Below are 26,174 nucleotides of genomic sequence, written 5' to 3' on the forward strand. Positions count from 1 at the left end.
CGAAGACTCTTTTTTGCACGCCGCGCTTAGTGCTTGTCGTGCGCCTGGCCGAGATACACCAGCGTCAGCATCATGAAAATGAATGCCTGCAACAGAACAATCAGGATGTGGAAGATTGCCCAGACGCTGCCCGCGATCACGTGGCCAATGAAGCCGAGGAACGTTGCATCGCCGCCGAAGCTCCACATACTGCCGAGCAAGGCGATCAGCAGGAACACCAGCTCACCCGCGTACATGTTGCCGAACAACCGCATGCCGAGCGAGACGGTCTTCGCGACGAATTCGACGATGTTGAGCGCAAGGTTCGGGATCCACAGTGCCGGGTGCGCGCCGAACGGTGCCGACAGCAGCTCATGCACGAAGCCGCCCGCGCCCTTGATCTTGATGCTGTAGTAGATCATCAGGACGAACACGCCGAGCGCGATGCCGAGGGTGCCGTTCAGGTCGGCCGTCGGAACGATGCGATGGTGGGAAACGATGCCCGACAGGCCCAGCAGGCCGATCACGCGGCCCGGCAGGTCGACGGGGAGGAAGTCGAGGGCGTTCATCAGCGCGACCCACACGAAAACGGTCAGTGCGAGCGGAGCGATGAATGCGCGGTTGCCGTGGACGATCGCCTTCGACTGGTCTTCGACCATCTCGACGAGCATCTCGATCGCGCACTGGAAGCGGCCCGGCACGCCAGGCGTCGCCTTGCGGGCGGCCAGTCGCAGCACGAGGAAGGTGACGATGCCACACACGATCGACCAGAACAGCGTGTCGATATTCCAGACATGAATGTCGAAAATCGACGTCTGGTGCGAGGTGGAGAAATTCTGCAAGTGGTGCGCAATGTACTCGGACGGATCCGGACCGCGCGTGCCTTCGCTAGCTGCCATATCGTTAATGCCACCCAAATTGTCGAAAATCGTTTTGCCCGATTCCGCAACATGTTATTGCGGGAACAGGCTGGCGCAGTTCCGTGTCGAAACCGCGCGCTGCTTGTTCTTGCTTACCGCCAGGCCAGCGCGACCCAGTACGTCTTCAGCACGACGAGGTACGTGACGAGGAGCGGCACCCAGTGCACGCCGGGGTAGCCAAACGCCACCGCGGCAAACAACCCGATCGTCATGCCGAGCTTGAGGGCTTCGCCCGCCACCCAGCTCATCACGGTGGCCGAGCCACCCGCCTTCAGTCGTGCCACGAACAACGCACTTGGCACCCAGCCGATCGCTCCGCCCAGAAACGCTGACAGCGCAGCGGCGCCCGGCGACTTGGAAAACAGCCACCACGCCAGCGTTGCTACCAGGGACAAGGCCACTTGCGTGATCACCACCTTGTAGGGCGTGATGCGCGAGGGCCGACCCACGTTCGGGCCGAACAGCTTCTCAGCCTCTGCCCGCGTGAGCGGAACGATATTGTCTTCCTGCTGCTCGGCGTCCCAATCGTCGCCGGATGATTCGCGCCGCTCGCCGGCCGCTGAAGCGGTGCGTTGCGCGCGGTGATCATCGTGCCTTTCGTTCGGCGCCTGACCCGCCATCGCAGTCTTCCGCAAAATCCTGAATCCGGCCCCAAGCTTTCCGAAAGCTTTCAGGGGCGCCTAGCTAACAAATCCGGGCGATTGTAAGCGATAGTTGCAGGTGATTCAAGGCTTTAGACGCGACAAAAACCTGCGTAAAACGTCGCCTCATGATGTGAAAAACGCGCGATTCGACGATGTACGATGACAGTTGTAAGGTCAGTTTCTTGCACGGGTATTTCGTGCGCGAAAAAAATCGGTTTCGTGTCGGGGCTGCGCTGGCGGATGGGGGGAATGGAGGGCGCTTCGCTACGATCACTCGCCGTGGATTTCTAGCACGCGTCACCCCGGGTCGACCACAGCCCCCTCCCCTTCGCTGTGAATTCTTGTCCACCGATATGTCGCTGTGCGCACAGCACCACAGGTGCGACGCTGTGCACAGATCACTCTTCAGCGCACCGCCTTGAATGCGCCACTCTTGGCGCGTCACTCGCGGATGCACCACCTGTGGATAGATCACCAACGGACGCGTCGCCCGGGGATGCATCGCTCGCGAACACGCCAGCCCCACACGTATCGCCTGTGGATGGGCAGCGTGTCGCTACATCGCCAGACGCGCATCGTTCCACAGACGAGCCACTGTGGACGCGCCATTGAAATGGTGCGACGAACCCCACCTGTATCGCAGGACACTGCGCAGCAGCAGTCAACCGTGTACGAGCAGCCACGCTCCGAGTATCGCGCTCGCAATCGCGAACGGAATCGACACGAGATGAAACGGCAGCCACATGCGCGGCTCCTTCGCGAGCCGCATCGCGATCAGGTTCGCGAGCGAACCGATCGCCATGCCGAAGCCGCCGACCGACACGCCGAACGCAAGCGCGCGCCAGTCTTGCGTGAATTCCGACAAGAGAATCGCGGCCGGCACGTTGCTGATGCCTTGCGACAACGCGGCGCCTGCCGCGAACACGCGCAGCGGCGAATCGAGGCGCGCCTGTGCGATCGCGTCGTGCACCACCGGCAACGCGGCCGCGCTGCGCAGCACGACGAACATCAGCACGAATATCAGCAGCAGCAGCCAGTCGATTTTCAACACGGCATCGCGCCGCACCGCGAACAGCACGACGGCAACCGCAATCAGGCCGGGCAGCGCATGGTGTGCGTCGGCGAGCCACACGAACCCTGCAAACAGTACGGCCGCGACGAGCGCGTGCATGCGCTGCATGGGCAACGCGACGACATCGCCGGACAGGTCGAGCGGTTTCGCGCGAAACGCGCAGGCAGTCAACGCGAGCAGCAGCGCCATCAGCGCAACCGCGAGCGGGCCGAGCGTCAGCACGAAGCGGCCGAACGACACGCCGCTCAACTGCCACAGAAACAGATTCTGCGGATTGCCGAGCGGCGTCGCGACGGACCCCGCGTTGACGGCCAGCGCAACGACGATCACGAGCCGCCGGAACGGCAGCGGCGCCAGTGCGCGCAGCGAGACCATCAGCGGCACGACGACGAACAGCGCGACGTCATTGGTGAGCCACATCGCGAGCGCGGCGGCGAACACGACGAGCAGCATCGCAAGCGCACGCTCCGAATGCACGTGGTGCACAATGCGGTGCGCGAGCCACATCAGGCACCCGGAAAGCTCGAGCGCCTTCGTCAGCATCAGCAGGCCGGCAAGCGTCGCGACCGTCTGCCAGTCGACAAGATTCGCCAGCACTGCGAACGGTTGCGGACGCAACCATTGCAGCAGGATGAGACCGACGGCCAGCACGGACAGCACAGGTTCCTGCGCGAGCCAGCCGAACCACCGGCGCAATGCCGGTACGTTCGCATTATCCATTGGCAACGCCTCGTTATTCTTCTGCCGTCACGTTCCCGCGCAAACGCGCGAGGATGCCCTCGAGCGAATCGAGGCTGCCGAAATCGATCATCACCTGCCCGCGTCCGCGGCGGCCGAGCTTGATCTTCACCGTCGACGCCAGCAGGTCGGACAGCTCTTCTTCGAGACGGCGCGTGTCGCGACCGCCATCGTCCTTCGCGCGCGCCTTGACCGCCGGCGCCTCCTTCGTCGTCTGCGTGACGAGCTTTTCGGTCTCGCGCACCGACATCCGCTTGTTGACGACCTGGTGCGCAAGCGTGATCTGCGTCGCCGCATCGACCGCGAGCAGCGCACGCGCATGACCCATGTCGAGATCGCCGGCGAGCAGCATCGTCTGCACCGGCGCCGCGAGATTCAGCAGGCGCAGCAGGTTCGATACCGCGCTGCGCGAACGGCCGACCGATTCGGCCGCCTGTTCGTGCGTGAAATGGAATTCGTCGATCAGGCGCTGGATGCCGTGCGCCTCTTCCAGCGGATTCAGATCTTCGCGCTGGATGTTCTCGATCAGCGCCATCGCGGCGGCGGCCAGGTCCGACACGTCCTTCACCAGCACCGGCACTTCGTCGAGACCGGCAAGGCGCGCAGCGCGGAAGCGCCGCTCGCCGGCGATGATCTCGTATTTGTCTGATGAAATGGGCCGTACCAGGATCGGCTGCATCACGCCCTGCGCGCGGATGCTTGCCGCCAGTTCCTGCAGGCTGCCCTCGTCCATCCGCGTCCGCGGCTGATACTTGCCGGCCTGCAGCTTCGCAAGCGCGAGCGTGTTCGGTGCGCCCTCGATCTTCACCGCTTCGGTGATGTCGGCGCTGCCACCGAGCAGCGCTTCGAGGCCACGCCCCAACCCTTTCTTTTTTGGCACCGCGTTCATGTCTTTCTTCCTCGCTTCGCTCGTGTCCGGATCACGCATCGAATGCGCGCACGCGCTCGATCATCTCGGCGCCGAACTGGAGATAGGCTTGCGCACCACGCGAGCTGCGGTCGAACACGACACCAGGCAGACCGTAGCTCGGCGCTTCGGCCAGCCGGACGTTACGCGGAATCACCACGTCGAACACCTTGTCGCCGAAGTGCGCCTTCAGTTGATCGGAGACCTGCTGCTGCAGCGTGATGCGCGGATCGAACATCACTCGCAGCAACCCGATGATCTTCAGGTCGCGGTTCATGTTCGCGTGCACCTGCTTGATCGTGTTGACGAGATCCGACAGGCCTTCCAGCGCGAAGTACTCGCACTGCATCGGAATCACGACGCCGTGCGCCGCACACAGGCCGTTCAGCGTCAGCAGCGACAGCGTCGGCGGGCAGTCGATCAGTACGAAGTCGTAGTCGTCGGCGACGCGATCGAGCGCCGCCTTCAGCTGGCGCTCGCGGTTCTCGATGCCGATCAGCTCGATCTCGGCGCCGGACAGCTCACGGTTCGCCGGCAGCACGTCGTACGTCACCGATTCGGGCCGCACGCGCGCGTCCGCGACCGACACGCCGTCGACCAGCACCTCGTACACGGTCGATTCGACACCGGCCTTGTCGATCCCGCTGCCCATCGTCGCGTTGCCCTGCGGGTCGAGATCGATCAGCAGGACCCGTTGCTCCTGCGCTGCCAGGCTTGCGGCGAGATTGACCGTCGTCGTCGTCTTGCCGACGCCCCCCTTCTGGTTCGCAACGCAGAAGATCTTTGCCATCGTTGATGTGTTCCTTCGTACCTTCAAACATTCGGCGCGCCACTTGGCGCGCCGTCAAATCGCTTCGTCGACAGTGACTTCGATCAGATGCCGTTCGGCATCGAGCATCGGCACCGCGAGCCGAATGGCCTGCTTCACGTGGCTGCCATCGGGCAAGCGTGCAATCTCGTCGTCAGGGTGCACGCCCTTCATCGCCCAGATCGCCCCGCCCGGCGCAACCAGATGTCGAGCAAGTTTAACGAAGTCGGAGAGGTCCGCGAAAGCGCGCGACACGATCACATCGAATTTTTCCTGCACGTCGACGCCCGGTTGCAGAGATTCCACGCGACCGGTGACGACCGACAGGTTCGCGAGCTTCAGCTCGGCCCGGGTCTGCGTCTGGAAAGCGGATTTCTTCTGGACGATGTCGTTCAGCGTGACCTGCCATTCCGGCCGAACGATCGCGAGCACGATGCCCGGCAGCCCACCGCCCGATCCGACATCGAGCACGCGCGCCGACGCCCGGTCACGCAGGTGGGGAACGATCGACAGCGAATCGAGGATGTGCTGAATCAGCATCTGCTGCGGATCGCGGATCGCGGTCAGGTTGTAGACCGCATTCCACTTCGCCAGCAGCGCGACATAGTCGAGCAACTGGTTACGCTGCGCATCCGTCAGCACGACGCCGAGCGCGTTTGCGCCGTCGGCGAGCATCCTCTCCAATACGTCCCGATTAACCGCCGGCGCGCGACGCGCCGTCATTGTTGCGTCGGGACATTGCTGTCCCCCTGCTCCACGGCCGCTTCCGCGGCACCGTTGCGGCGGCCGAGGCCGCGACGCTTCAGATGCACCATCAGCAGCGAAATCGCCGCCGGCGTGACACCCGAAATGCGCGATGCCTGTCCGATCGTTTCCGGCCGGAACTGATTCAGCTTCTGGCTCACTTCGAATGACAGCCCACGCACTTCGCGATAGTCGATGCCTTCGGGCAGTCGCGTGTTCTCGTTCGCGTCGTTGCGCTCGATCTCGCTCGCCTGGCGCTCGATGTAGCCCTGATACTTGATGCCGATCTCGACCTGCTCCTTGATCTGCGCAAGCAGGACCGGATCGTCGACCAGCGGCTCCGCCGGACCGCATTCGCCGCCCTTCAGGCCGCACACGCCGTCGTAGCTGACGCCCGGACGGCGCAGCAGCTCGGCGAGGCTATATTCGTGATCGATCGCCTTGCCGAGCAGTGCCACCGCTTCGTCGGCCGGCAGCGTTTTCGGCGTGACCCACGTCGACTTCAGGCGCTCGGTTTCACGTGAAACAGCGTCGCGTTTCCGGCAGAACGCGTCCCAACGCACGTCGTCCACGAGGCCCAGCTCGCGGCCGATTTCGGTCAGGCGCATGTCCGCGTTGTCTTCACGCAAGCTCAACCGATACTCGGCGCGGCTCGTGAACATCCGGTACGGCTCGGCGACACCGCGCGTCACCAGATCGTCGACCAGCACGCCGATATAAGCCTGGTCGCGACGCGGGCACCACGCTTCCTTTTCCTGCACGTACAGGCCTGCGTTGACGCCAGCCAGCAAGCCCTGCGCGGCCGCCTCTTCGTAACCGGTCGTCCCGTTGATCTGGCCCGCAAAAAACAGACCATTGATCGCCTTGGTTTCCAGCGACGCCTTCAATGCACGCGGATCGAAGTAGTCGTACTCGATCGCATAGCCCGGACGCAGGATGTGCGCCTGTTCGAGGCCGCGCATCGAATGCACGAGCTCGAGTTGCACGTCGAACGGCAGGCTCGTCGAGATCCCGTTCGGATAGAACTCGTTGGTCGTCAGCCCTTCCGGTTCGAGGAAGATCTGGTGCGATTCCTTGGACGCGAACCGGTGAATCTTGTCCTCGATCGACGGACAGTAGCGCGGCCCGACGCCTTCGATCACGCCTGTATACATCGGCGAGCGATCGAGGCCGCCTCGGATGATGTCGTGTGTGCGCTCGTTCGTGTGCGTGATCCAGCACGGCATCTGCTGAGGATGCTGCTCCGCGCGACCCAGGAACGAGAACACGGGGATCGGATCGAGATCGCCCGGCTGCTCTTCCAGCTTCGAGAAGTCGATCGAGCGGCCGTCGATACGCGGCGGCGTCCCGGTCTTCAGCCGCCCTTGGGGCAGCTTCAGCTCCTTCAGGCGGGAGGACAACGTCACGGCGGCCGGATCCCCTGCCCGGCCGCCTGTGTAGTTGTTCAGGCCGACGTGGATCTTGCCGTCGAGGAACGTGCCGGCCGTCAGCACCACGGCGCGCGCACGGAAACGGATGCCGATCTGGGTGACGGCGCCCACCACGCGATCGCCTTCGACCATCAGGTCGTCCACCGCTTGCTGGAACAGCCACAGATTGGGCTGGTTCTCGAGGCGGTGGCGGATCGCTGCCTTGTACAGGATGCGGTCGGCCTGTGCGCGCGTCGCACGAACAGCCGGCCCCTTCGACGAATTGAGGATCCGGAACTGAATACCGCCCTCGTCCGTCGCAGCGGCCATCGCGCCGCCCAACGCATCGACTTCCTTGACCAGATGGCCCTTGCCAATGCCGCCGATCGACGGATTGCAGCTCATCTGCCCGAGGGTTTCGATGTTGTGCGTCAGCAATAGCGTCTTCACGCCCATGCGGGCGGACGCCAGCGCGGCTTCCGTGCCGGCATGACCGCCGCCGACGACGATTACGTCAAATTCTGTGGGATAAAGCATGGCGGACTCCGTGCCGGACAGCGCACAGACCTTTCTGAGAAATGTATGGGCCGAATTATAGCGGGTTCGCTTTTCGCCTGAAGACCGTCCGAATGGTAGGGTCCGTTCATTTCGCCCGTTTTCGTCGGCCGATTGGTGAATCTGTGCCGCTCAATCGGCTGCGGTGGCGAGTCCGTGGGTGTCGGAACACCTTTTGCCCCGTGCAAGGGCGCGCCCGGGAACAGATCGGTGGAACAGAGAGGACTTATCGGCCCTGGATCAAGACGAAGCATCGGCACGGTGATGTGCGCTCCGTCTTGGCACCCTCTCACAGGGTTTCCAGCTGTTCGTCCGGTACTTATCCCCAAGCCGGCATCATCGGGACACCAGCGCCGGAATCGTCACATCCCGAACAAAAGCGGTGTATTCCATGTGAAACTGCCACCCGCTTGCCGCCGCGCACCTCGCTTAAGCCTTCGTTTAAGCCGCCTTCCACGCCATCCCAAGGTCGATCTCATACTTGCGGATTCTGTACCGGCCTGGCCGCCGACCCTTCCGGCACAAACTTGCCAGACTCCAGCATGTCGTCGTGAACACCTTTGGCCTACGCAAGGGCCCGCCCGGAACAGGTCGGTGGAACACGGCGACTATCGGCTTCGGATCAAGACGAAGGCTCGGCACGGCACAGGGCGCGCCATCCTGGCCCCATCTCACAGGGTTTCCATCTGTTCGTGCCGCACTTATCCCCTGCTGGAGTCGTCGGAACACTAGCGCCCGCATCGTCACGCCTTAAACAATAGTGGTGTGTTTCATGTGAAACATGTCATCCGCTTGCCGTCGAACACCTTGCTCAATCCGACTTTCTCACCGCCCCAACGTCGATCTCACACTTCCGGGTCCGGTACCGGCCCTTCCGGCACAAACTTGCCAGTCTCCAGCACGTTGTCGTGAACACCCTTTGTCCTACGCAAGGCCCCGCCCGAGTACAGGTCGGTGGAACACGGCGACTATCGGCTTCGGATCAAGACGACGGCACGGCACACTGTGCGCGCCATCCTGGCCCCATCTCACAGGGTTTCCATCTGTTCGTCCTGCACTTATCCCCTGTCGAAGCCGCTGGGACAGCGGCGCCCGCGTCGTCATGCGCCAGACAAAAGTGGTGCGTTTCATGTGAAACATGCCGCCCGCTTGCCGTCGAACACCTCACCCACGCCGATTCCCTCACCACCCCAAGGTCGATCTCACACTTGCGGATTCTGTACCGGCTTGGCCGCCGCCCCTTCCGGCACAAACTTGCCAGGCTCCAGCACGTTGTCGTGAACACCCTTTGCCCTGTGCAAGGGGTCCCGCCCGGGTACAGGTCAGTGGAACACGGCGGCCATCGGCTCTAGATCAAGACGACGGCTCGGCACGGCACTTTGCGCGCCGTCTCGGCCCCGGCTCACAGGGTTTCCATCTGTTCGTCCGGCACTTATCCCCCGCCGAAGCCATCGGGACACCGCCGCTCGCGCGTCATGCGCCACACAAAAGCCGTGTGTTTCATGTGAAACATGGCATCAGGTTGCCGTCGAGCACCTCAATCGCCGACCACATCACTATCCCAAGGTCGATCCACACACTTGCGGGCTCTGTATCGGCTCGGTCGCCAGCTCTGCCGGCACAAACTTGCCAGCTTCCAACACGTAGCCGTGAACACCCTTTGCCCTGTGCAAGAACCCGCCCGGGAACAGGTCGGTGGAACGCGGCGGCTATCGGCTCTGGATCACGACGACGGCTCGGCACGGCACTTTGCGCGCCGACTCGACCCTATCTCACAGGGTTTCCAGCTGCTCATCCGACACTTATCCACACAACGAGTCATCGGGATACCGCCGCCCACATCGCCCGCCCCACACAAAAGCCGTGTGTTTCATATGAAACATGCCACTCGCTCGCCGTCGAGCACCTCACTCAGCCGACCACATCACCATCCCAAGGTCGATCTCACACTTGCGGGCTCTGTATCGGCTCGGCTGCCAGCTCTTCCGGCACAAACTTGCCAGCCTCGAGCACGTAGCCGTGAATACCCCTTGCCCTGTGTAAGAACCCGCCCGGGAACAGATCGGTGGAACACATCGACCATCAGCCCTGGATCACGACAAAGGCTCGCATGGCACTTTGCGCACCGTCTCGGCCCCAGTTCACAGGGTTTCCAGCTGTTCGTCCGGCACTTATCCCCTGCCGAAGGCATCGGGACACTGCCGCTCGCGTCGTCATGCGCCAGACAAAAGCCGTGTGTTTCATGTGAAACATGCCACCCGCTTGCCGTCGAACACCTCGCTCATGCCGCCTTCTTCACCATCCCGAGGTCGATCGCAATTACTTTCAGATTCTGTATCGGCTCGGCCGCCGGCCCTTCCAGCATGAACTTACCAGCCCCTAGCACGTAGTCGCGAACACCTTTTGTCCTGTGCAAGGCCCCGCCCGGGAACAGGTCGGCGGAACATAGCGACTATCGGCTCCGGATCAAGACGAAGGATCGGCACGGCGCTTTGCGCGCCTTCAGACCCCATCTCACGTGGTTTCCGCCTGCTCGCCCGGTACTTATCCCATCGTCCAGGTCATCGGGACACCGCCCCCCGCATCGTCACACCCCAAACAAAAGCGGTGTGTTTCATGTGAAACATGCCCCCGCTTGCCGCCAGGCTCCCTGCTTAAGCCGCCTCCCTCACCGCCCCAAGTTCGGATCTCAATCCCTTGCGGACTCTGTAGCGGCCCCCGCCGTCGCCCCTTCCGGCACAAACGTGCCAGCGTCCTGCACGTAGCCGCGAATACCCTTTGCGCTGTGCAAGGACGCGCCCGGGTACAGGTCGGTGGAACACAGCGACTGTCGGCTCTGGATCAAGGCAAAGGCTCGGTACGGTGCTGTGCGCACAGTCTCACCCCCATCTCACAGGGTTTCCATCTGCTCGTCCGGCACTTATCCCCTCGCCGGAGTCATCAGAACACCGCCCTCCGCGTCCCCCACCCCAAACAAAAACGGCGCGTTTCACGTGAAACACGCCGTCCACCCCCATCCATTTCCCGCCAACCAACCCATCAAGCCGACTTCTTCGCCAACCCAAGGTAGGTCTCAATCACCTGCGAGTTCTGCGCCAGTTCAGCCGCAGGCCCGTCCAGCGCAAATTCGCCCGTCTCGAGCACATAGCCGTAATCGGAGATCTGCAGCGCTGCCCGAGCGTTCTGCTCGATCAGCAGCGTCGCGACGCCTGTGCCGCGCAGCGCGCTGATGATATGAAATATCTCCTTCACGATCAGCGGCGCGAGCCCCAGGCTCGGCTCGTCGAGCATCAACAGATCCGGCTTGCCCATCAGCGCCCGCCCCACCGCCAGCATCTGTCGTTCGCCGCCCGATAGCGTGCCAGCCGCCTGATTGCGCCGCTCCTTCAGCCGCGGAAACAGCGCAAATACGTGATCGAGCTGGTCGAGGAAATTCGCTTCGCCGGCCTGCTTGCGCCGATACGCGCCGAGCACGAGGTTGTCCTCCACCGACATCGTGCCGAACAGCTCACGCTTTTCCGGCACGAGGCACATGCCGCGCGCGACCCGCTGCTCGATCGGCAGCGCGCTGACGTCCGCGCCGCGATACACGATCGCACCGGACGCGTGCCCGATCACCGGCAGCGCGCCCATGATCGCGTTCAGCAGCGTCGATTTGCCGGCCCCATTGGGCCCGATCACGCTGACGATCTGGCCGGCGCCGACCTTGATCGCCGCGCCGTGCAGCGCCTCCACCTTGCCGTACCGGACCGCCAGCCCGCGCACATCGAGAATCGGCATCGTCGCGTCCGTCATCACTCCACCCCGCCCAGATACGCTTCGAGCACCGCCGGATCCTGCTGCACGTCCTGCGGCAGCCCTTCCGCGATCCGCGTGCCGAACTCCATCACCACCAGCCGATCCGTGAGATTCATCACGAAATCCATGTCGTGTTCGACGAGCAACACGCTCATCCCTTCCGCCTTCAGCCGTCGCAGCAGGTCCGCCAGCTGCTGCTTCTCCTTGTAGCGCAGACCGGCGGCCGGTTCGTCGAGCAGCAGCAGCGTCGGGTCGCAGCACAGTGCGCGGGCAATTTCGAGGATTCGCTGCTGGCCGAGCGCGAGGCTCCCCGCTTCGTCGTACATGTGGCTCTCGAGGCCGACGCGCCGGATCTGGCGCGCTGCCTCGGCCAGCAATTGCGCCTCCTCGTGTGCATTGAGCCGTGCGATGCTGCGCCAGACGCCCGTCGTACCACGCAGATGCGCGCCGAGCGCGACGTTTTCCAGCACCGTCATGCCCGGCAGCAGCTTCACGTGCTGGAACGTGCGGCCGATCCCGCGCCGCACGATCTCGCGCGACGTCAGTCCGTCGATCCGCTCGCCGCGGAACGTGATCGCGCCGCTCGTCGGCCGCAGCACGCCCGTCACGAGATTGAACGTCGTCGATTTGCCGGCGCCATTCGGCCCGATCAGACCGATGATCTGCCCTGCATTGACTTCGAAGCTCACGTCGTTGACGGCCACGAGCCCGCCGAACTGCTTGCGCGCATTGTCGACGACGAGCAGCGCTTCGCCGGTTGCCGGCTTGGTGCGCTGCGGCAAAGGATCGGCGTCACGCGACACATACGCGCGCGGCCCGCGTGGAAACAGCCTCGCGACGAACGGCCAGACGCCCTGCCGCGCGTACTGCAGCAGCAGCACCATCACGACACCGAACACGATGATCTCGAAGTTGCCTTCCGCGCCGAGCAGCTTCGGCAGCAGCGTCTGCAGGTAATCCTGCAGCACGGTGAGGATCGCCGCCCCGAGCACCGCGCCCCACACGTGCGCGACGCCGCCAACCACCGCCATGAACAGGAATTCGATCCCGTGGTTCAGGCCGAACGGCGTCGGATTCACCGCACGCTGCAGGTGTGCGTACAGGAAGCCCGAAATCGCCGCGAGCACCGCCGCGTAGACGAAGATCACGACCCGCATCCACGCGGTGTTCACGCCCATCGCCTCGGCCATCACCCCGCCGCCGCGCAGCGCGCGGATCGCGCGGCCCGGCCGGCTGTTCAGCAGGTTCTGCACGGACACGATCGCCGCCAGCACCACCGCCCAGATCAGGAAATACAGACTGCGCCCGCTGTCGAGCACGATGCCGAACAGGTTCAGCGCGGCAATGCCGTTGATCCCGTCGTACTTGCCGAGCAGTTCGAGATTGCCGAACAGGTAGAACAGCGCGAGACCCCACGCGATCGTCCCGAGCGGCAGGAAGTGCCCGGACAGCCGCATCGTCACCGCGCCCAGCACGAGCGCGACGAGCGCCGTCAGCACGACGCCCGCGATCAGCGCGAGCCATGGCGACACGCCATAGGCCGTCGTCAGGTATGCGGTCGCATACGCGCCGATCCCGACGAACGCGGCCTGTCCGAAGCTCGTCATCCCGCCGACGCCCGTCAGCAGCACGAGCCCGATCGCGACGATCGCATCGAGGCCGATGTAGTTCAGCAGCGTGATCCAGTATTCGGGCACCCGCAGCACGCCAGGCAGCACCGGCAGCGCGAACAGCACCACGAGAAACACCCAGAACGTCTTGTTGCGCACCATCGTCTTCATCGCGTCACTCCTCGTCCTCTTCCGCATGCGGCGTCGCGAAGCTGCGCCACAGCAGCACCGGAATGATCAGCGTGAACACGATCACTTCCTTGTATGCGCTCGCCCAGAACGACGAATAGGACTCGAGCACGCCGACGAGCAGCGAGCCTGCCGCCGCGAGCGGATAGCTGACGAGCCCGCCGATGATCGCGCCGACGAAGCCCTTCAGGCCGATCAGGAAGCCCGAGTCGTAGTAGATCGTCGTCAGCGGCCCGACGAGGATGCCGGACAGCACGCCGAGCCCCGCCGCGAGCGTGAACGCGAGGCGCCCCGCTTCCGTCGTGCCGATGCCGACGAGCCGCGCGCCGAGCCGGTTCACCGACGTCGCGCGCAGTGCCTTGCCGGCGATCGTGCGGCCGAAGTACAGGTACAGCGCCGCGATCATCACGAGCGCCGTGACGACCACGAGAATGCTCTGCAGCGAGATCGTCAGGCTGCCGACCGACAGCGACACATCCGAGAACGCATTCGTGCGCGAACCTTCGGCGCCGAACATCACGAGCCCGAGGCCCACCATCGCGAAATGGACGGCGACCGACACGATCAGCAGCAGCAACGTCGTCGCCTCGGCCACCGGCTGGTAGACGAGCCGGTAGACGAACGGCCCCATCGGCACCACGATCGCGAGCGTCAGCGCGATCTGCGCGAGCATCGGCAGCGGCTGCGCGGCAACGCTGCGCGTGACCGCGAACACCGCAAGCGGCATCAGCACATAGCGGCTGCCGAGCGTCGTCAGCGTGCGACCGAGCGCGTGACGCCGCTCGCGATGCCGAACCAGGCCGCCGACTTCGAGCACGAAGCACGCGATGCCCATCACGAACAGCAGCCAGCAGGTGGCGGGGAATTTCTGCGCCTGCAACGCGGCCAGCGTCAGCGCACCGTAGGCGACGAACTCGCCCTGGGGAATGAAGATCACCCGCGTGACGGAAAACACCAGCACGAGCGCCAGCGACAACAATGCATAAATGGCGCCGGTCGTGATGCCGTCTTGCGCGAGGATCGCCGCAATCGAGAGATCCATACGTTTCGTGTATCGAGAAGGCTGCGGGAAAAACGGCGATCGTCAGACGGCGCGCAGCGCCCTTCACGACGCGCGCGCCTGCCCTGTTCACGTGGAACTCACTCGGCCTGCAGCTTCCACTTGCCGTCGACGATCTGCACCATCACCCGCGCGCGCGTATCGAAGCCGTTGTGATCGGTCGGCGTCGTGTTGATCACGCCGTGCGATACGGGCAGATCCTTCACGCTCTCGAGCGCCGTGCGCAGCGCTTCGCGGAACGCCTCGGTGCCCGGCTGGCCCTTCTTCAGCGCGTCGGGAATCGCCCGCTGCAGCAGCATGCCGGCATCCCACGCATGGCCGCCGAACGTCGACACCGAACCCGCGCCGTACGCCTTCTCGTAAGCCGCCTTGTACGCCTGCGACGGCTTCTTCACCGGATTCGAATCCGGCAGCTGGTCGGTCACGAGCACGGGGCCAGCCGGCAGGATCTCGCCGTCGCAATCCTTGCCGCACACGCGCAGGAAGTCGTTGTTCGCGACGCCGTGCGTCTGGTACACCTTGCCCTTGTAGCCGCGCTCCTTCAGCGTCTTTGCAGGCAATGCGGCCGGCGTGCCGGAGCCGGCGATCAGCACCACGTCGGGGTTCGAGCCGATCAGCTTCAGCACCTGCCCCATTACGGACGCATCGGTGCGGTTATAGCGCTCGTTCGACAGGATCTTGATCCCGTTCCGGGCGGCCGCCGCGTTGAACGTGTTGTACCAGCTGTCGCCGTATGCGTCGGCGAAGCCGATGAAGCCGACGGTCTTCACGCCGTGCTTCGCCATGTAGCCGGCGATCGCGTCGGCCATCAGCTGGTCGTTCTGCGGCACCTTGAACATCCACGCGCGCTTCGCGTCCATCGGCGTGATGATCTGCGCGCTCGCCGCGAGCGAAATCGCCGGCGTCTTGCCCTGCGACACCGGATCGAGCATCGCGAGCGAGTTCGGCGTGACCGACGAACCGATGATCGCGTCGACGTGGTCCTCGTCGATCAGCTTGCGCACGTTCTGCACCGCGCGGCTCGTGTCGGACGCATCGTCGAGCACGATGTACTGCACGCTCTTGCCCGCGATTTCCTTCGGCAGGAGCGCGATCGTGTTCTTTTCCGGGATGCCGAGCGATGCGGCCGGCCCGGTCGCCGACAGCGTCACGCCGATCTTCACCTGCGCCGACGCCGTCGCGGCCGCGCACACGAGGCCCGCGGCGAGCACGGCCTCCATCCATCGATTCATTTTCATTACGTGTCTCCAAACGCTGCTCGAAAAATCCTCGGGGCGCGCGGGCGGCGCCCGACTCTCAAACAAGTTAATAATTTAACTATCTCGCATGACCGCGCCTACGCTCGTTTTCCCGTGAAACGCCGGCCGGCACGCATGTCACCAGAATGAACGTGTCGGGATCGCAATCAGGAAAGGGCCGAAGCGACGGCATGCCGCCCGGCTGCGGGGCCGCGGCGCGACGCATGCATGACGCATGGTCGGCAGGTCGTGCAATGGAATACGGGCCGCTCATGCGTGTCGGGCACACGCCGGTTCGACAAGAATCGCGTCAGGCGCCTTCTGCGCCCGTGCAAGGACGTGCCCGCTGGTCATGGAAGCCGGTGCGGCCGCAACCGCTGCGGATACCCGCATGCCGGTCGGGATGCCGGCCCGCGCGTGCGCGTGCAACGACGCCTCTGCGGCCTTGGCCACCACGTTGACTCCGATCCGTCGCGCTGCGCTTCTCATCCAACCGCACTCCTTCTTCTGCATTCTGCTTGTAGGAGAACTGCCGACCGTATTCCCGACCGCGTGGTCGGTGAAAGGCGAGTGTAACGGACGCCTTCTGCGCACGCCAACCGGGTAAGCCCGAAGCATGCACGCGGGTTCGCGTCGTGACGCGATGGTGAGACGAGAGAACGGGAGAAACAGGTCGCCGGACGGCGACCGCATGACGGAACGCGCCCGGCCGATGCACCATCGTCAGGAAAACGCGCACACAAATGAAAAAGCGCTGTTGGATTCCGTCCAACAGCGCTTTGGGTCCGGGCACTTTGTGCCTCGATTGTCTCCTCGTTCTCCACCTGCAAAATCGTTTCGCGGTGCATCAGAACTGAGACGAAGATTAAAGGAGCTTTCATACTGCGGCAACTTAGCATTTACCCCTATGGTGCATCGCCGCACGAAAATGGGGCAACAGTTGGTCACGCCACGCCGGCCGGCTAGCACGTCGATGCATGCGCAACCACCGTTCGATGGTGCTTCGCATCAACGCGTGACCAGGGCCTGCTCACCTCCCGAACGCTTGCGAATACCCGACGCAAAACCACCCTTCAGGCCCGTAGCGGCTTGTATCGCGCGATCATTTCGCCGACGATCCCGCGCCGGAACGCAAGCACGCACGCGATGAAGATCAGCCCGGTGACGATCGTCGCGGACTCGCCGAGCGAGTTGAACCAGCCAATGCCCGTGAGCGACGCGAGCCATTCGCCGATGTCGCCGAGCCGGTCCTCGAGCGCGACGATCAGCGCCGCGCCCACGAGCGGGCCAAACAGCGTGCCCATCCCGCCGACGAGCGTCATCAGCACGACGAGGCCCGACATCGTCCAGTACGCGTCGGAGAGCGTCTCGAAGCCGAGCACGAGCACCTTCAGCGCGCCGGCGAGCCCCGCGAGCCCCGCCGACAGCACGAACGCGAGCAGCTTGAAGCGGTCCGTATCGTAGCCGAGCGAGATCGCCCGCGCCTCGTTCTCCTTGATCGCGACAAGCACCTGCCCGAACGGCGAGTGGACGACCCGCACGATGAACGCGCACGCGGCGACGATTACCGCGAGCACGACGTAGTAGAGCGCGAGGTCGGACGACAGGTCGAGCACGCCGAACAGCCGGCCGCGCGGCACGCCCTGCAGGCCGTCCTCGCCGTGCGTGAACGGTGCCTGCAGGTAGATGAAGTACACCATCTGCGCGAACGCGAGCGTGATCATCGCGAAGTAGATCCCCTGCCGGCGGATCGCGAACAGGCCGACGACGAGCCCGAGCAGCGTCGCCGCGGCGGTGCCCGCAAGCACGCCGAGCTCGGGCGTCGCGCCAAGCGTCTGCACCGAATAGCCGGTCAGGTAGCCGGCCGTCGCGAGGAACATCGCGTGGCCGAACGACAGCAGCCCCGTATAGCCGATCAGCAGGTTGAACGCGGCGGCGAACAGCGCGAACGTGAGCACCTTCATCACGAACACCGGGTACGCACCGATGAACGGCGCGACCAGCAGCGCGGCGAGCAGCACGCCGTAGAGCACTTTTCTCTGCATCATTTTTCCTTGCCGAAGAGGCCTGCCGGACGGATCAGCAGCACGATCGCCATGATCACGAACACGACCGTCGCCGACGCCTCCGGATAGAACACCCGCGTAAAGCCCTCGATCACGCCGAGCATCAGGCCCGTCAGGATCGAGCCGAGGATCGAGCCCATCCCGCCGATCACGACCACCGCGAACACGGTGATGATCATCGGCTGGCCCATCAGCGGCGACACCTGGATCACCGGCGCGGCCAGCACGCCCGCAAACGCGGCGAGCGCGACGCCGAAGCCGTAGGTGAGCGTGATCATCATCGGCACGTTCACGCCGAACGCCTCGACGAGCTTCGGGTTCTCGGTGCCCGCGCGCAGGTATGCGCCAAGGCGGGTCTTCTCGATCACGAACCACGTCGCGAGGCACACCGCGAGCGACGCGACGACAACCCACGCGCGGTAGTTCGGCAGGAACATGAAACCGAGATTGGTCGCGCCGGCGAGCTGCGACGGCACGTCGTACGGCTGGCCCGACGAGCCGTAGACCGAACGGAACACGCCCTCGACGACGAGCGTGAGACCGAACGTCAGCAGCAGCCCGTACAGATGGTCGAGCTTGTACAGCCAGCGCAGCATCGAGCGCTCGATGACGATCCCGAACACGCCGACGACGAGCGGCGCGAGCACGAGCATCGCCCAGTACGGCAGCCCGAAGTACGACAGCCCCATCCACGCGAGCATCGCGCCGAGCATGAACAGCGCGCCGTGCGCGAAGTTGATCACGTTGAGCAGCCCGAAGATCACCGCGAGCCCGAGGCTCAGGATCGCGTAGAACGAGCCGTTGACGAGCCCGAGCAACAGCTGGCTCAGCATCGCCGGCAACGGAATGCCAAAGATTTCCATCGATTCAGTCGTCAGAGTGATGTTCGTTGCGCGCGCAACCAGTTGGCAGCGCTCGCGCATACGCACGCACATGAGGCAATGGCCGGGGCTGCGGCCGCCCCGCCCTGCCTGCCCGCCGCCGCGACGCGCGTCACGCTGCGCGCCGCGACAGCCCGCTTACTTCCACAACGCGCAGCGCGTTTCCTGCTTCGTCGTGAATGCCTGTTCGCCCGGAATCGTCGCGAGCACCTTGTAGTAATCCCACGGCTCCTTCGATTCGGACGGTTTCTTCACCTCCATCAGATACATGTCGTGGATCATGCTGCCGTCGGTGCGGATATAGCCCTTCGCGTAGAAATCGTTGATCTTCATCTTCTTCAGCTCGGCCATCACCTTGTCGGAGTCGGTCGTGCCGGCCGCCTGCACGGCCTTCAGGTAGGTCGTCACCGACGAATAGTCGGCGGCCTGCAGGCTCGACGGCATCTTCTTCATCTTGCCGAAGTAGCGCTGCGCCCACTGGCGCGACACCGGATCGCGGTTCCAGTACCAGCTGTCGGTCAGCACGAGCCCCTGGGTCGTCTCGAGGCCGAGGCTGTGCACGTCGTTGATGAACATCAGCAGCGCGGCGAGCTTCATCGTCTTCGTGATGCCGAACTCCTTCGCGGCCTTGATCGAGTTGATCGTGTCGCCGCCCGCGTTTGCCAGGCCGAGGATCTGCGCCTTCGACGCTTGCGCCTGCAGCAGGAACGACGAGAAGTCCGACGCCGACAGCGGGTGCCGCACCGCGCCGAGCACCTGGCCGCCGTTCGCCTTCACGACGTCCGACGTATTCTTCTCGAGGGCCTTGCCGAACGCATAGTCGGCCGTCAGGAAGAACCACGTCTTGCCGCCCTGCTTCACCACCGCCGAGCCCGTACCCTTCGCGAGCGCCATCGTGTCGTACGCGTAGTGCACCGTGTACGGCGTGCACTGCTCGTTCGTCAGCGTGTCCGCACCCGCGCCGATGTTGATGTAGACCTTCTTCTTCTCCGAAGCGACCTGGTTCATCGCCAGCGCGGTCCCCGAGTTCGTGCCGCCGACGAGCAGGTCGAGCCCGCCGCGATCCATCCACTCGCGCGCCTTCGACGCCGCGATGTCCGCCTTGTTCTGGTGATCCGCGTACACGACCTCGATCGGCTTGCCGAGCACCTTGCCGCCGAAATCGGCCACCGCCATGCGGATCGCCTCGAGGCCGCCCTGCCCGTCGATGTCCGCGTAAAGCCCCGACATGTCGGTGATGAAACCGATCTTCACGGTGTCCGCAGCCTGCGCGGCGCCGGCGGTGAACGCGGCGGCCGCGAGCGCGAGACAGGCGCGCGCGAGGGTCTTCATTTTCATTGACGTCTCCTGTTCTTCTGATGCGTTGTGGTTATTCGAAGGCCGCCACGGCTAGCGGCCGGAGGTGGCGTCACACGCCGAGCAGGTCGTGCAGGACCGGCATCTTGCTTTCGAGCTCGGCCGCGCCGAAATGCTCGACGATCTGGCCATGCTCCATCACGTAGAAACGGTCGGCGAGCGGCGCGGCGAAGCGGAAATTCTGTTCGACCATCACGATCGTATAGCCGCGCGCCTTCAGCGTAAGGATCATCTTCGCGAGGGTCTGCACGATCACGGGCGCGAGGCCCTCGGAGATCTCGTCGAGCAGCAGCAGGTTCGCGCCGGTGCGCAGGATCCGCGCGACCGCGAGCATCTGCTGCTCGCCGCCCGACAGCCGCGTGCCCTGGCTCTGCCGCCGCGTCGCGAGGTTCGGAAACATCGCGTAGATGTCGTCGAGCGACATCGCATGCTCGCGCGGTCCGATCAGCGGCGGCAGCATCAGGTTCTCCTCGCACGACAGGCTCGAGAAGATCCCGCGCTCCTCCGGGCAATACCCGACGCCGAAATGCGCGATCCGGTGCGTCTGCAGGCCGATCGTTTCGTTGCCCGCGACCTTGATCGAGCCGTTGCGCCGGCCGGTCAGGCCCATGATCGCGCGCAGCGTCGTCGTGCGGCCCGCGCCGTTGCGGCCGAGCAGCGTGACGACCTCGCCGCGGTGCACGGTCAGGTCGACGCCGTGCAATATGTGGGATTCCCCGTACCAGGCTTCGAGGCCCGAGATCTCCAGCGCAGGCGTGCCGCTTTCGACGCCGCTCAATTCGCGTTCCTCCCGTTCGCTGCGCTTCATGCGTGCGCCCCCGCGAGCGCCGCGTCGGCACTGCCCATGTATGCCTCCACGACGAGCGGGTTCTTCGACACCTCCGCGTACGAGCCCTCGGCAAGCACCTCGCCGCGCTGCAGGACGGTGATCGTGTCCGAGATGCCGGCAATCACGTTCATGTTGTGTTCGACCATCAGGATCGTGCGGCCGCTCGCGACCTTCTTGATCAGCGCCGTCACGCGATCGACATCCTCGTGGCCCATTCCTTGCGTGGGCTCGTCGAGCAGCATCAGTTCGGGCTCCATGGCGAGCGTCGTCGCGATCTCGAGCGCGCGCTTGCGCCCGTATGCGAGCTCGACGGTCGGCACATGCGCGAAATCGGTGAGGCCGACCTGCGTGAGCAGGTCCATCGCGTGGTCGTCGAGCGCCTTCAGCGAGCGCTCGCTGCGCCAGAAATGGAATTCGGTGCCAAGTGCGCGCTGCAGGCCGAGGCGCACGTTTTGCAGTGCGCTCAGGTGCGGAAACACGGCGGAGATCTGGAACGAACGGATGATGCCGCGCCGCGCGACCTGCGCGGGCCGCTCGTGCGTGATGTCGATGCCGTTGAAGACGATCTGGCCCGCCGTCGGCGTCAGGAATTTGGTCAGCAGGTTGAAGCAGGTCGTCTTGCCCGCGCCGTTCGGTCCGATCAATGCATGGATCGAGCCGCGGCGCACACGCAGGTTGACGCCGTTCACGGCGGTGAAGCCCTTGAATTCCTTCGTCAGTCCGCGTGTTTCGAGAATCGTGTCGCCGAGAATCATGTTCCCTTCCGTACGAAGTCAGGCGAAGCACTGGGAGGAGTCGCGCAAGCGGCCGCGAACATGTCAGCGGATGTGTAAGGCTGCCCCCGAGTTTTGTGTCACGCCCCGAGGGTGGTCTCCCGCGCCGGCGCACATGCACACTGCGGAACATTGTCGCGCCGTTGGTGCAGTGCAATCATCGGGATTTGCACTTATAGGGCTGGCCGCTATATCGAGCGGATCGGAACGCCGTTTTACGAATGTTTTTTTCGCGATCCGTGCCGTTCGCGTTGCGCGTGCGTGCGTGCGCAGCCGCGCCGCTGCGCGGCGCACGGCAGCGGCGATCGCATTCCATTTGCGCGCGATTACGCAACAAAAATCACGCACGTTTTCGTGCACGTTATCGACACGCTATTGCGCCGCGTATCTCGCCCAATATTCGTCCAATATTTTTTAAACCGAAATAATCGGCGGGCTGCCATGTTGATATGCATATCGAATTAGCTGGCGCCCGCCTGTCGGCAGACTGTCGCGGATGTCACGCGGCGGACACGGTCGCATCGCCGCGCACCTGCGTCGCATCGCGCGCCGCGCGGCGATCGGCGCGGATCATGTCGCTCGCGCGCTCCGCGATCATCAGCGTCGGCGAATTGGTGTTCCCCGACGTGATGAACGGCATCACCGACGCATCGACGACCCGCAGCCCGGCGACGCCGCGCACCCGCAGCCGGCTGTCGACCACGGCGCGCTCGTCGTCCGCGCGGCCCATCCGGCACGTGCCGACCGGGTGGAAGATCGTCGTGCCGACCGCGCCTGCCGCGTCGATCAGCTCCGCCTCGCTCTGGTAGCGCGGGCCCGGCAGGATCTCCTCGGGGCGGTAGCGCGCGAGCGCCGGCGCGGACGCGATCCGGCGCGTCAGCCGCAGCGCGTTCGCGGCCACATGACGATCGTAGTCGGTCGACAGATAGTTCGGCGCGATCGCGGGCGCCGCGCCCGGGTCGGCGCTCGCGATGTGGATGCTGCCGCGCGACGTCGGCCGCAGATGGCAGACCGACGCGGTGAACGCATTGAAGCTGTGCAGCGGCTCGCCGAAGCGCTCGAGCGACAGCGGCTGCACGTGATATTCGAGGTCGGCGCGCGTGAGCGCCGGATCGTCCGGATCGGATTTCGCGAACGCGCCGAGCTGCGACGGCGCCATCGACATCGGCCCGCGCTGCAGCAGCGCATATTCGACGCCGATCGCGAGCTTGCCCCACCAGTGCGCGGCCAGCGTGTTGAGCGTGCGCACGCCATCGACGCGAAACGCCATCCTGAGCTGCAGGTGATCCTGCAGGTTTTCGCCGACGCCGCGCAGGTCCTGCACGACGCCGATGCCGAGCGCCTGCAGCCGGGCCCCGTCGCCGATCCCGGACAACTCGAGCAACTGCGGCGAATTGACCGCGCCGGACGTCAGCAGCACCTCGGCGCGTGCGCGCGCGACGAAATCGGTGCCACCTCCGCGATATTCGACGCCGACCGCGCGCCGGCCGTCGAAGATCACGCGCTGCGCGAGCGCGCCGGTGATCACGGTCAGGTTCGGCCGCGACATCGCCGGACGCAGGAACGCCTTCGACGCGCTCCAGCGCACGCCGCGCTTCTGGTTCACTTCGAAATAGCCGACGCCGGCGTTGTCGCCGCGGTTGAAATCGTCGGTTGCCGGAATGCCGGTCTGCTGCGCGGCCTGCGCGAACGATTCGAGAATCTCCCAGCGCAGCCGCTGCTTCTCGACGCGCCAGTAGCCGCCCGCGCCGTGCGCGTCGCTCGCGCCTGCGTGATGATCCTCGCTGCGCTTGAAGATCGGCAGCACGCTGTCCCACGACCAGCCCGCGTCGCCGGTCTCGCGTGCCCAGCCGTCGTAGTCGTCGCGCTGGCCGCGCATGTAGATCATTCCGTTGATCGACGACGAGCCGCCGAGCACGCGGCCGCGCGGGTACGACAGTGCGCGGCCGTTCAGCCTCGCTTCCGGCTGCGTCTTGTAGAGCCAGTCGGTGCGCGGGTTGCCGATGCAATACAGATAGCCGACCGGGATGTGGATCCAGTGATAGTCGTCCTTGCCGCCGGCTTCGAGCAGCAGCACCCGGATGTCCGGATCTTCGGTCAGACGGTTCGCGAGCACGCAGCCCGCGGTGCCCGCGCCAACGATCACGTAATCGAATTCGCCCTCCAGCGTCCGTTCAGTGTTCACGGCCTGTCCCCTCGTTTGTTGTGTGCCGCGCGCAAGCGCGTCGCGGCCAATTCCAGCATAGCGCTTCGGGCGGCGGCTGCCGTTGCCGCCCGATCCGTGCCGTTGGCGCCGCAGCCCGCGCTTTGCAGCCCGCTCCACAGCCCGCTTCGCGACCCACCGCGGCGGATCACGTGACCGATGAAGCGTACCCCTCATAGGCGCCGCCAATCCAATGAGTTATGCTCAAATGCGTTATAAGAAACGCTTATATCAGGAACGATCACGACGATGGACCTCACCCTGCTCCGAGCCTTCGCCACGGTCGCCCGCGAAGGGAACCTGACGCGCGCCGCCGAGCAGCTGCACGTCACGCAGCCGGCCGTCAGCCTGCAGATCAAGCATCTGCAGGCGACGCTCGGCGTCGTGCTGTTCACGCGCACGTCGCGCGGGCTCGCGCTCACGCGCGACGGCCAGACGCTGTTGCCGCACGCGGAACGCGCGCTCGCCGCCGCGGCCGACGTGCAGCGCGCGGCCGCCGCGCTGCGGCACGAGGTGCGCGGGCGGCTGCGGATCGGCACGATCCTCGACCCGCAATTCCTGCGGCTCGGCGGCTTCCTGCGCGCGCTCGTCGAGACCCATCCGCAAATAGAGACGGCGCTGCGGCACGGGATGTCCGGCTGGGTGCTCGAGCAGGTGCGCGCGCAGGCGCTCGACGCCGGCTACTACATCGGTCAGCCTGGCGAGGACGAGCCGCGCGACGATGCGCTGTTCCACACCGTCACGCTCACGCATTTCCAGTACCGGGTGCTCGCGCCAGCCGGCTGGAAGGAGCGCGTGCAGCGCGCGCAGGACTGGCGCGCGCTCGCCGCGCTGCCGTGGATCTGGACGCCGCCGCAGTCCGCGCATCACCGGCTGCTGTCGCGCCGGTTCGCGCAAGCGGGCGCGCAGCCGGTGAAGGTCGCCGAGGTCGACCAGGAGCAGTCGATGCTGGATCTCGTCAAATCGGGGATCGGGCTCACGCTCGCGCGCGACGCGACCGCGCTCGCCGAAGCGCACGCACACGCGCTGACGATCGTCGAGCGCGTGACGGTGCCGACCGAGCTGACGTTCGTGACGCTCGCCGCGCGGCGCGACGAGCCGGCGATCGCGGCCGCACTGCGGCTGATCGAAACGCAATGGGCAACTTGAGCGATGCTGATGACGGATAGCCTCGCGCGCGCCGGCATGACGTCGTCACGCCGCCGTCGCGTGCTTTTTGCTAGATTGTGCGTTCGCCCTCGTCAGACCCTTGGCTTCCGAAGGAGACCCGCATGGCCCGCAACATCGAGATCAAAGCCCGCGCCCGCGAATTCGACCGGCTACGCGAACGCGCGGCGGCGCTCGCCACAGAGGCGCCGCTCTTCTACCGCCAGCAGGATTTCTTCTACGACGTGCCGCGCGGCCGGCTGAAGCTGCGCCGCTTCGAGGACGGCACGCCGGCCGAGCTGATCTTCTACCAGCGCGACGACCGCGACGGCCCGAAGGCGTCGTACTACACGCGCAGCCCCGTGACGAACCCGGACGCGATGCACGCGCTGCTCGCGACCGCGCTAACGACGCGCGGCATCGTCACGAAGGAGCGGCACGTGTACCTCGCGGGCCGCACGCGCATTCACCTCGACCGCGTGGACGGCCTTGGCGACTTCATCGAACTGGAAGTCGTGCTCGCGCCGGACGAGGAAGAAGCGGCCGGCGAAGCCGAAGCGCACGAAATGTTCGCGAAGCTCGGCGTGCCGCATGACGACCTGGTCGCGGTCGCGTATGTCGACCTGCTGAACGCCGACGCGCCGGAAACGGCCGCCTGAGCGTGCCCGGACTGGAGCCTTATTTGCGTCACCTTGCCGCCGTCACGCCGCGCCCGGCTCCAGATGCGCGAGCGGCAGCGGCCCGTTGCGCTTGAAGGTCGTCAGCACGATGTTCGAGCGCACGCTGTCGACGCCCGGCACGCGCATCAGCTTCTTCATCACGAACTGCGACAACGCGTTCAGGTCGGGTGCGACGATCCGCAGCAGGTAGTCCGCGTCGCCAACCACCGCGTGGCATTCGAGCACCTCGGGCAGCACGTCGATCTGCTGCTGGAACTGCTCGATGATCGAATCGCCGTGGTGCTTGAGCTTCAGGCTCGTGAACGCGGTGACGCCGAGCCCGAGCTTCTCCGGCCGCAACATCACGCGGTAGCCCTCGATCACGCCCGCGGCCTCGAGCCGCTGCAGGCGCCGGCCGATCTGCGACGGCGACAGCGGCACCTCCTCGCCGAGCTGCTGATGCGTGGCCCGGCCGAAGCGCTGCAGCACGTCGAGGAGCGCCAGATCGAAGTGATCGAGTTCCAACATGAGAATTCTCCGCATGATTCGATGATTTGATGCGCGATTATCGCATTAACAGGCAAATCATC

At 65.0% G+C, this 26,174-nt stretch carries 20 protein-coding genes; 2 read left to right on the forward strand and 18 right to left on the reverse strand.

Going from position 1 to position 26,174, the window contains the following annotated elements; translation table 11 throughout:
• Window positions 1–26: 26 nt before the first annotated feature.
• The 17 genes from atpB to DID96_RS08560 form a co-directional block, all read right to left on the reverse strand.
• Complete coding sequence (gene atpB / locus DID96_RS08475; RefSeq protein ID WP_124598908.1) at window positions 27–878, reverse strand: F0F1 ATP synthase subunit A; 852 nt, start codon at window positions 876–878, stop codon at window positions 27–29.
• A gap of 113 nt (window positions 879–991) precedes the next feature.
• On the reverse strand, window positions 992–1,519 hold the full coding sequence (locus tag DID96_RS08480) for an ATP synthase subunit I (protein ID WP_124598909.1): 528 nt from the start codon (window positions 1,517–1,519) through the stop codon (window positions 992–994).
• Window positions 1,520–2,204: 685 nt separating this feature from the next.
• A complete protein-coding gene (locus DID96_RS08485; RefSeq protein WP_124598910.1) occupies window positions 2,205–3,335 on the reverse strand; it encodes an SLC13 family permease in 1,131 nt (376 codons plus the stop codon).
• A gap of 13 nt (window positions 3,336–3,348) precedes the next feature.
• Complete coding sequence (locus DID96_RS08490; RefSeq protein WP_124598911.1) at window positions 3,349–4,242, reverse strand: ParB/RepB/Spo0J family partition protein; 894 nt, start codon at window positions 4,240–4,242, stop codon at window positions 3,349–3,351.
• A 31-nt stretch (window positions 4,243–4,273) separates the two neighbouring features.
• Entirely contained in the window at window positions 4,274–5,050 is a 777-nt protein-coding gene (locus DID96_RS08495) for a ParA family protein (protein WP_124598912.1), read from the reverse strand.
• A 54-nt stretch (window positions 5,051–5,104) separates the two neighbouring features.
• Window positions 5,105–5,791: a 16S rRNA (guanine(527)-N(7))-methyltransferase RsmG gene (gene rsmG, locus DID96_RS08500; protein ID WP_124598913.1), complete on the reverse strand. Its 687-nt coding sequence runs from the start codon at window positions 5,789–5,791 to the stop codon at window positions 5,105–5,107.
• Window positions 5,788–7,758 carry a tRNA uridine-5-carboxymethylaminomethyl(34) synthesis enzyme MnmG gene (mnmG, locus tag DID96_RS08505; RefSeq protein WP_124598914.1) on the reverse strand — a complete coding sequence of 657 codons (1,971 nt, stop codon included), beginning with the start codon at window positions 7,756–7,758 and terminating at the stop codon, window positions 5,788–5,790. Before mnmG ends, rsmG begins: the two co-directional genes overlap by 4 nt.
• A 3,057-nt stretch (window positions 7,759–10,815) precedes the next feature.
• The gene (locus DID96_RS08510) at window positions 10,816–11,571 is read right to left on the reverse strand and encodes an ABC transporter ATP-binding protein (RefSeq protein ID WP_124598915.1); all 756 of its coding nucleotides are present in this window, start codon (window positions 11,569–11,571) and stop codon (window positions 10,816–10,818) included.
• The gene (locus DID96_RS08515; RefSeq protein ID WP_124598916.1) at window positions 11,571–13,355 is read right to left on the reverse strand and encodes an ATP-binding cassette domain-containing protein; all 1,785 of its coding nucleotides are present in this window, start codon (window positions 13,353–13,355) and stop codon (window positions 11,571–11,573) included. The genes DID96_RS08510 and DID96_RS08515 overlap by 1 nt, the downstream gene beginning before the upstream one ends.
• A 4-nt stretch (window positions 13,356–13,359) precedes the next feature.
• On the reverse strand, window positions 13,360–14,415 hold the full coding sequence (locus DID96_RS08520) for a branched-chain amino acid ABC transporter permease (protein ID WP_124598917.1): 1,056 nt from the start codon (window positions 14,413–14,415) through the stop codon (window positions 13,360–13,362).
• A 98-nt stretch (window positions 14,416–14,513) separates the two neighbouring features.
• Window positions 14,514–15,671, reverse strand: coding sequence for an ABC transporter substrate-binding protein (locus tag DID96_RS08525; protein ID WP_124598918.1), 1,158 nt, complete (start codon window positions 15,669–15,671; stop codon window positions 14,514–14,516).
• Window positions 15,672–16,744: 1,073 nt separating this feature from the next.
• On the reverse strand, window positions 16,745–17,716 hold the full coding sequence (locus DID96_RS08535) for a branched-chain amino acid ABC transporter permease (RefSeq protein ID WP_185732199.1): 972 nt from the start codon (window positions 17,714–17,716) through the stop codon (window positions 16,745–16,747).
• Window positions 17,716–18,600, reverse strand: a complete 885-nt coding sequence (locus tag DID96_RS08540; protein ID WP_124598921.1) for a branched-chain amino acid ABC transporter permease — start codon at window positions 18,598–18,600, stop codon at window positions 17,716–17,718. The genes DID96_RS08535 and DID96_RS08540 overlap by 1 nt, the downstream gene beginning before the upstream one ends.
• Window positions 18,601–18,756: 156 nt before the next feature.
• Window positions 18,757–19,956 carry an ABC transporter substrate-binding protein gene (locus tag DID96_RS08545; protein ID WP_124598922.1) on the reverse strand — a complete coding sequence of 400 codons (1,200 nt, stop codon included), beginning with the start codon at window positions 19,954–19,956 and terminating at the stop codon, window positions 18,757–18,759.
• Window positions 19,957–20,026: 70 nt separating this feature from the next.
• Entirely contained in the window at window positions 20,027–20,782 is a 756-nt protein-coding gene (locus DID96_RS08550; protein ID WP_124598923.1) for an ABC transporter ATP-binding protein, read from the reverse strand.
• Window positions 20,779–21,558 carry an ABC transporter ATP-binding protein gene (locus DID96_RS08555; RefSeq protein ID WP_124598924.1) on the reverse strand — a complete coding sequence of 260 codons (780 nt, stop codon included), beginning with the start codon at window positions 21,556–21,558 and terminating at the stop codon, window positions 20,779–20,781. The genes DID96_RS08550 and DID96_RS08555 overlap by 4 nt, the downstream gene beginning before the upstream one ends.
• A 517-nt stretch (window positions 21,559–22,075) precedes the next feature.
• Window positions 22,076–23,761, reverse strand: a complete 1,686-nt coding sequence (locus DID96_RS08560) for a GMC family oxidoreductase (protein WP_124598925.1) — start codon at window positions 23,759–23,761, stop codon at window positions 22,076–22,078.
• 267 nt (window positions 23,762–24,028) lie between these two features.
• Between DID96_RS08560 and DID96_RS08565 the strand changes: the two genes are divergently transcribed.
• A complete protein-coding gene (locus DID96_RS08565) occupies window positions 24,029–24,928 on the forward strand; it encodes a LysR family transcriptional regulator (RefSeq protein ID WP_124598926.1) in 900 nt (299 codons plus the stop codon).
• A gap of 122 nt (window positions 24,929–25,050) precedes the next feature.
• A complete protein-coding gene (locus DID96_RS08570) occupies window positions 25,051–25,584 on the forward strand; it encodes a class IV adenylate cyclase (RefSeq protein ID WP_124598927.1) in 534 nt (177 codons plus the stop codon).
• Window positions 25,585–25,626: 42 nt separating this feature from the next.
• Here DID96_RS08570 and DID96_RS08575 read toward each other — a convergent pair whose 3' ends face one another.
• Window positions 25,627–26,112: an Lrp/AsnC family transcriptional regulator gene (locus DID96_RS08575; RefSeq protein ID WP_010093131.1), complete on the reverse strand. Its 486-nt coding sequence runs from the start codon at window positions 26,110–26,112 to the stop codon at window positions 25,627–25,629.
• Window positions 26,113–26,174 lie beyond the last annotated feature (62 nt).

The sequence above is a fragment of the Burkholderia sp. Bp8963 genome (assembly GCF_003854275.1).
GTDB lineage: Bacteria > Pseudomonadota > Gammaproteobacteria > Burkholderiales > Burkholderiaceae > Burkholderia.

Bases quoted from the DNA above. Each gene is read 5' to 3' on its own strand.
- atpB (WP_124598908.1), bottom strand. From the start codon at position 878: ATGGCAGCTAGCGAAGGCACGCGCGGTCCGGATCCGTCCGAGTACATT.
- DID96_RS08480 (WP_124598909.1), bottom strand. From the start codon at position 1,519: ATGGCGGGTCAGGCGCCGAACGAAAGGCACGATGATCACCGCGCGCAA.
- DID96_RS08485 (WP_124598910.1), bottom strand. From the start codon at position 3,335: ATGGATAATGCGAACGTACCGGCATTGCGCCGGTGGTTCGGCTGGCTC.
- DID96_RS08490 (WP_124598911.1), bottom strand. From the start codon at position 4,242: ATGAACGCGGTGCCAAAAAAGAAAGGGTTGGGGCGTGGCCTCGAAGCG.
- DID96_RS08495 (WP_124598912.1), bottom strand. From the start codon at position 5,050: ATGGCAAAGATCTTCTGCGTTGCGAACCAGAAGGGGGGCGTCGGCAAG.
- rsmG (WP_124598913.1), bottom strand. From the start codon at position 5,791: ATGACGGCGCGTCGCGCGCCGGCGGTTAATCGGGACGTATTGGAGAGG.
- mnmG (WP_124598914.1), bottom strand. From the start codon at position 7,758: ATGCTTTATCCCACAGAATTTGACGTAATCGTCGTCGGCGGCGGTCAT.
- DID96_RS08510 (WP_124598915.1), bottom strand. From the start codon at position 11,571: ATGACGGACGCGACGATGCCGATTCTCGATGTGCGCGGGCTGGCGGTC.
- DID96_RS08515 (WP_124598916.1), bottom strand. From the start codon at position 13,355: ATGAAGACGATGGTGCGCAACAAGACGTTCTGGGTGTTTCTCGTGGTG.
- DID96_RS08520 (WP_124598917.1), bottom strand. From the start codon at position 14,415: ATGGATCTCTCGATTGCGGCGATCCTCGCGCAAGACGGCATCACGACC.
- DID96_RS08525 (WP_124598918.1), bottom strand. From the start codon at position 15,671: ATGAAAATGAATCGATGGATGGAGGCCGTGCTCGCCGCGGGCCTCGTG.
- DID96_RS08535 (WP_185732199.1), bottom strand. From the start codon at position 17,716: ATGCAGAGAAAAGTGCTCTACGGCGTGCTGCTCGCCGCGCTGCTGGTC.
- DID96_RS08540 (WP_124598921.1), bottom strand. From the start codon at position 18,600: ATGGAAATCTTTGGCATTCCGTTGCCGGCGATGCTGAGCCAGCTGTTG.
- DID96_RS08545 (WP_124598922.1), bottom strand. From the start codon at position 19,956: ATGAAAATGAAGACCCTCGCGCGCGCCTGTCTCGCGCTCGCGGCCGCC.
- DID96_RS08550 (WP_124598923.1), bottom strand. From the start codon at position 20,782: ATGAAGCGCAGCGAACGGGAGGAACGCGAATTGAGCGGCGTCGAAAGC.
- DID96_RS08555 (WP_124598924.1), bottom strand. From the start codon at position 21,558: ATGATTCTCGGCGACACGATTCTCGAAACACGCGGACTGACGAAGGAA.
- DID96_RS08565 (WP_124598926.1), top strand. From the start codon at position 24,029: ATGGACCTCACCCTGCTCCGAGCCTTCGCCACGGTCGCCCGCGAAGGG.
- DID96_RS08570 (WP_124598927.1), top strand. From the start codon at position 25,051: ATGGCCCGCAACATCGAGATCAAAGCCCGCGCCCGCGAATTCGACCGG.
- DID96_RS08575 (WP_010093131.1), bottom strand. From the start codon at position 26,112: ATGTTGGAACTCGATCACTTCGATCTGGCGCTCCTCGACGTGCTGCAG.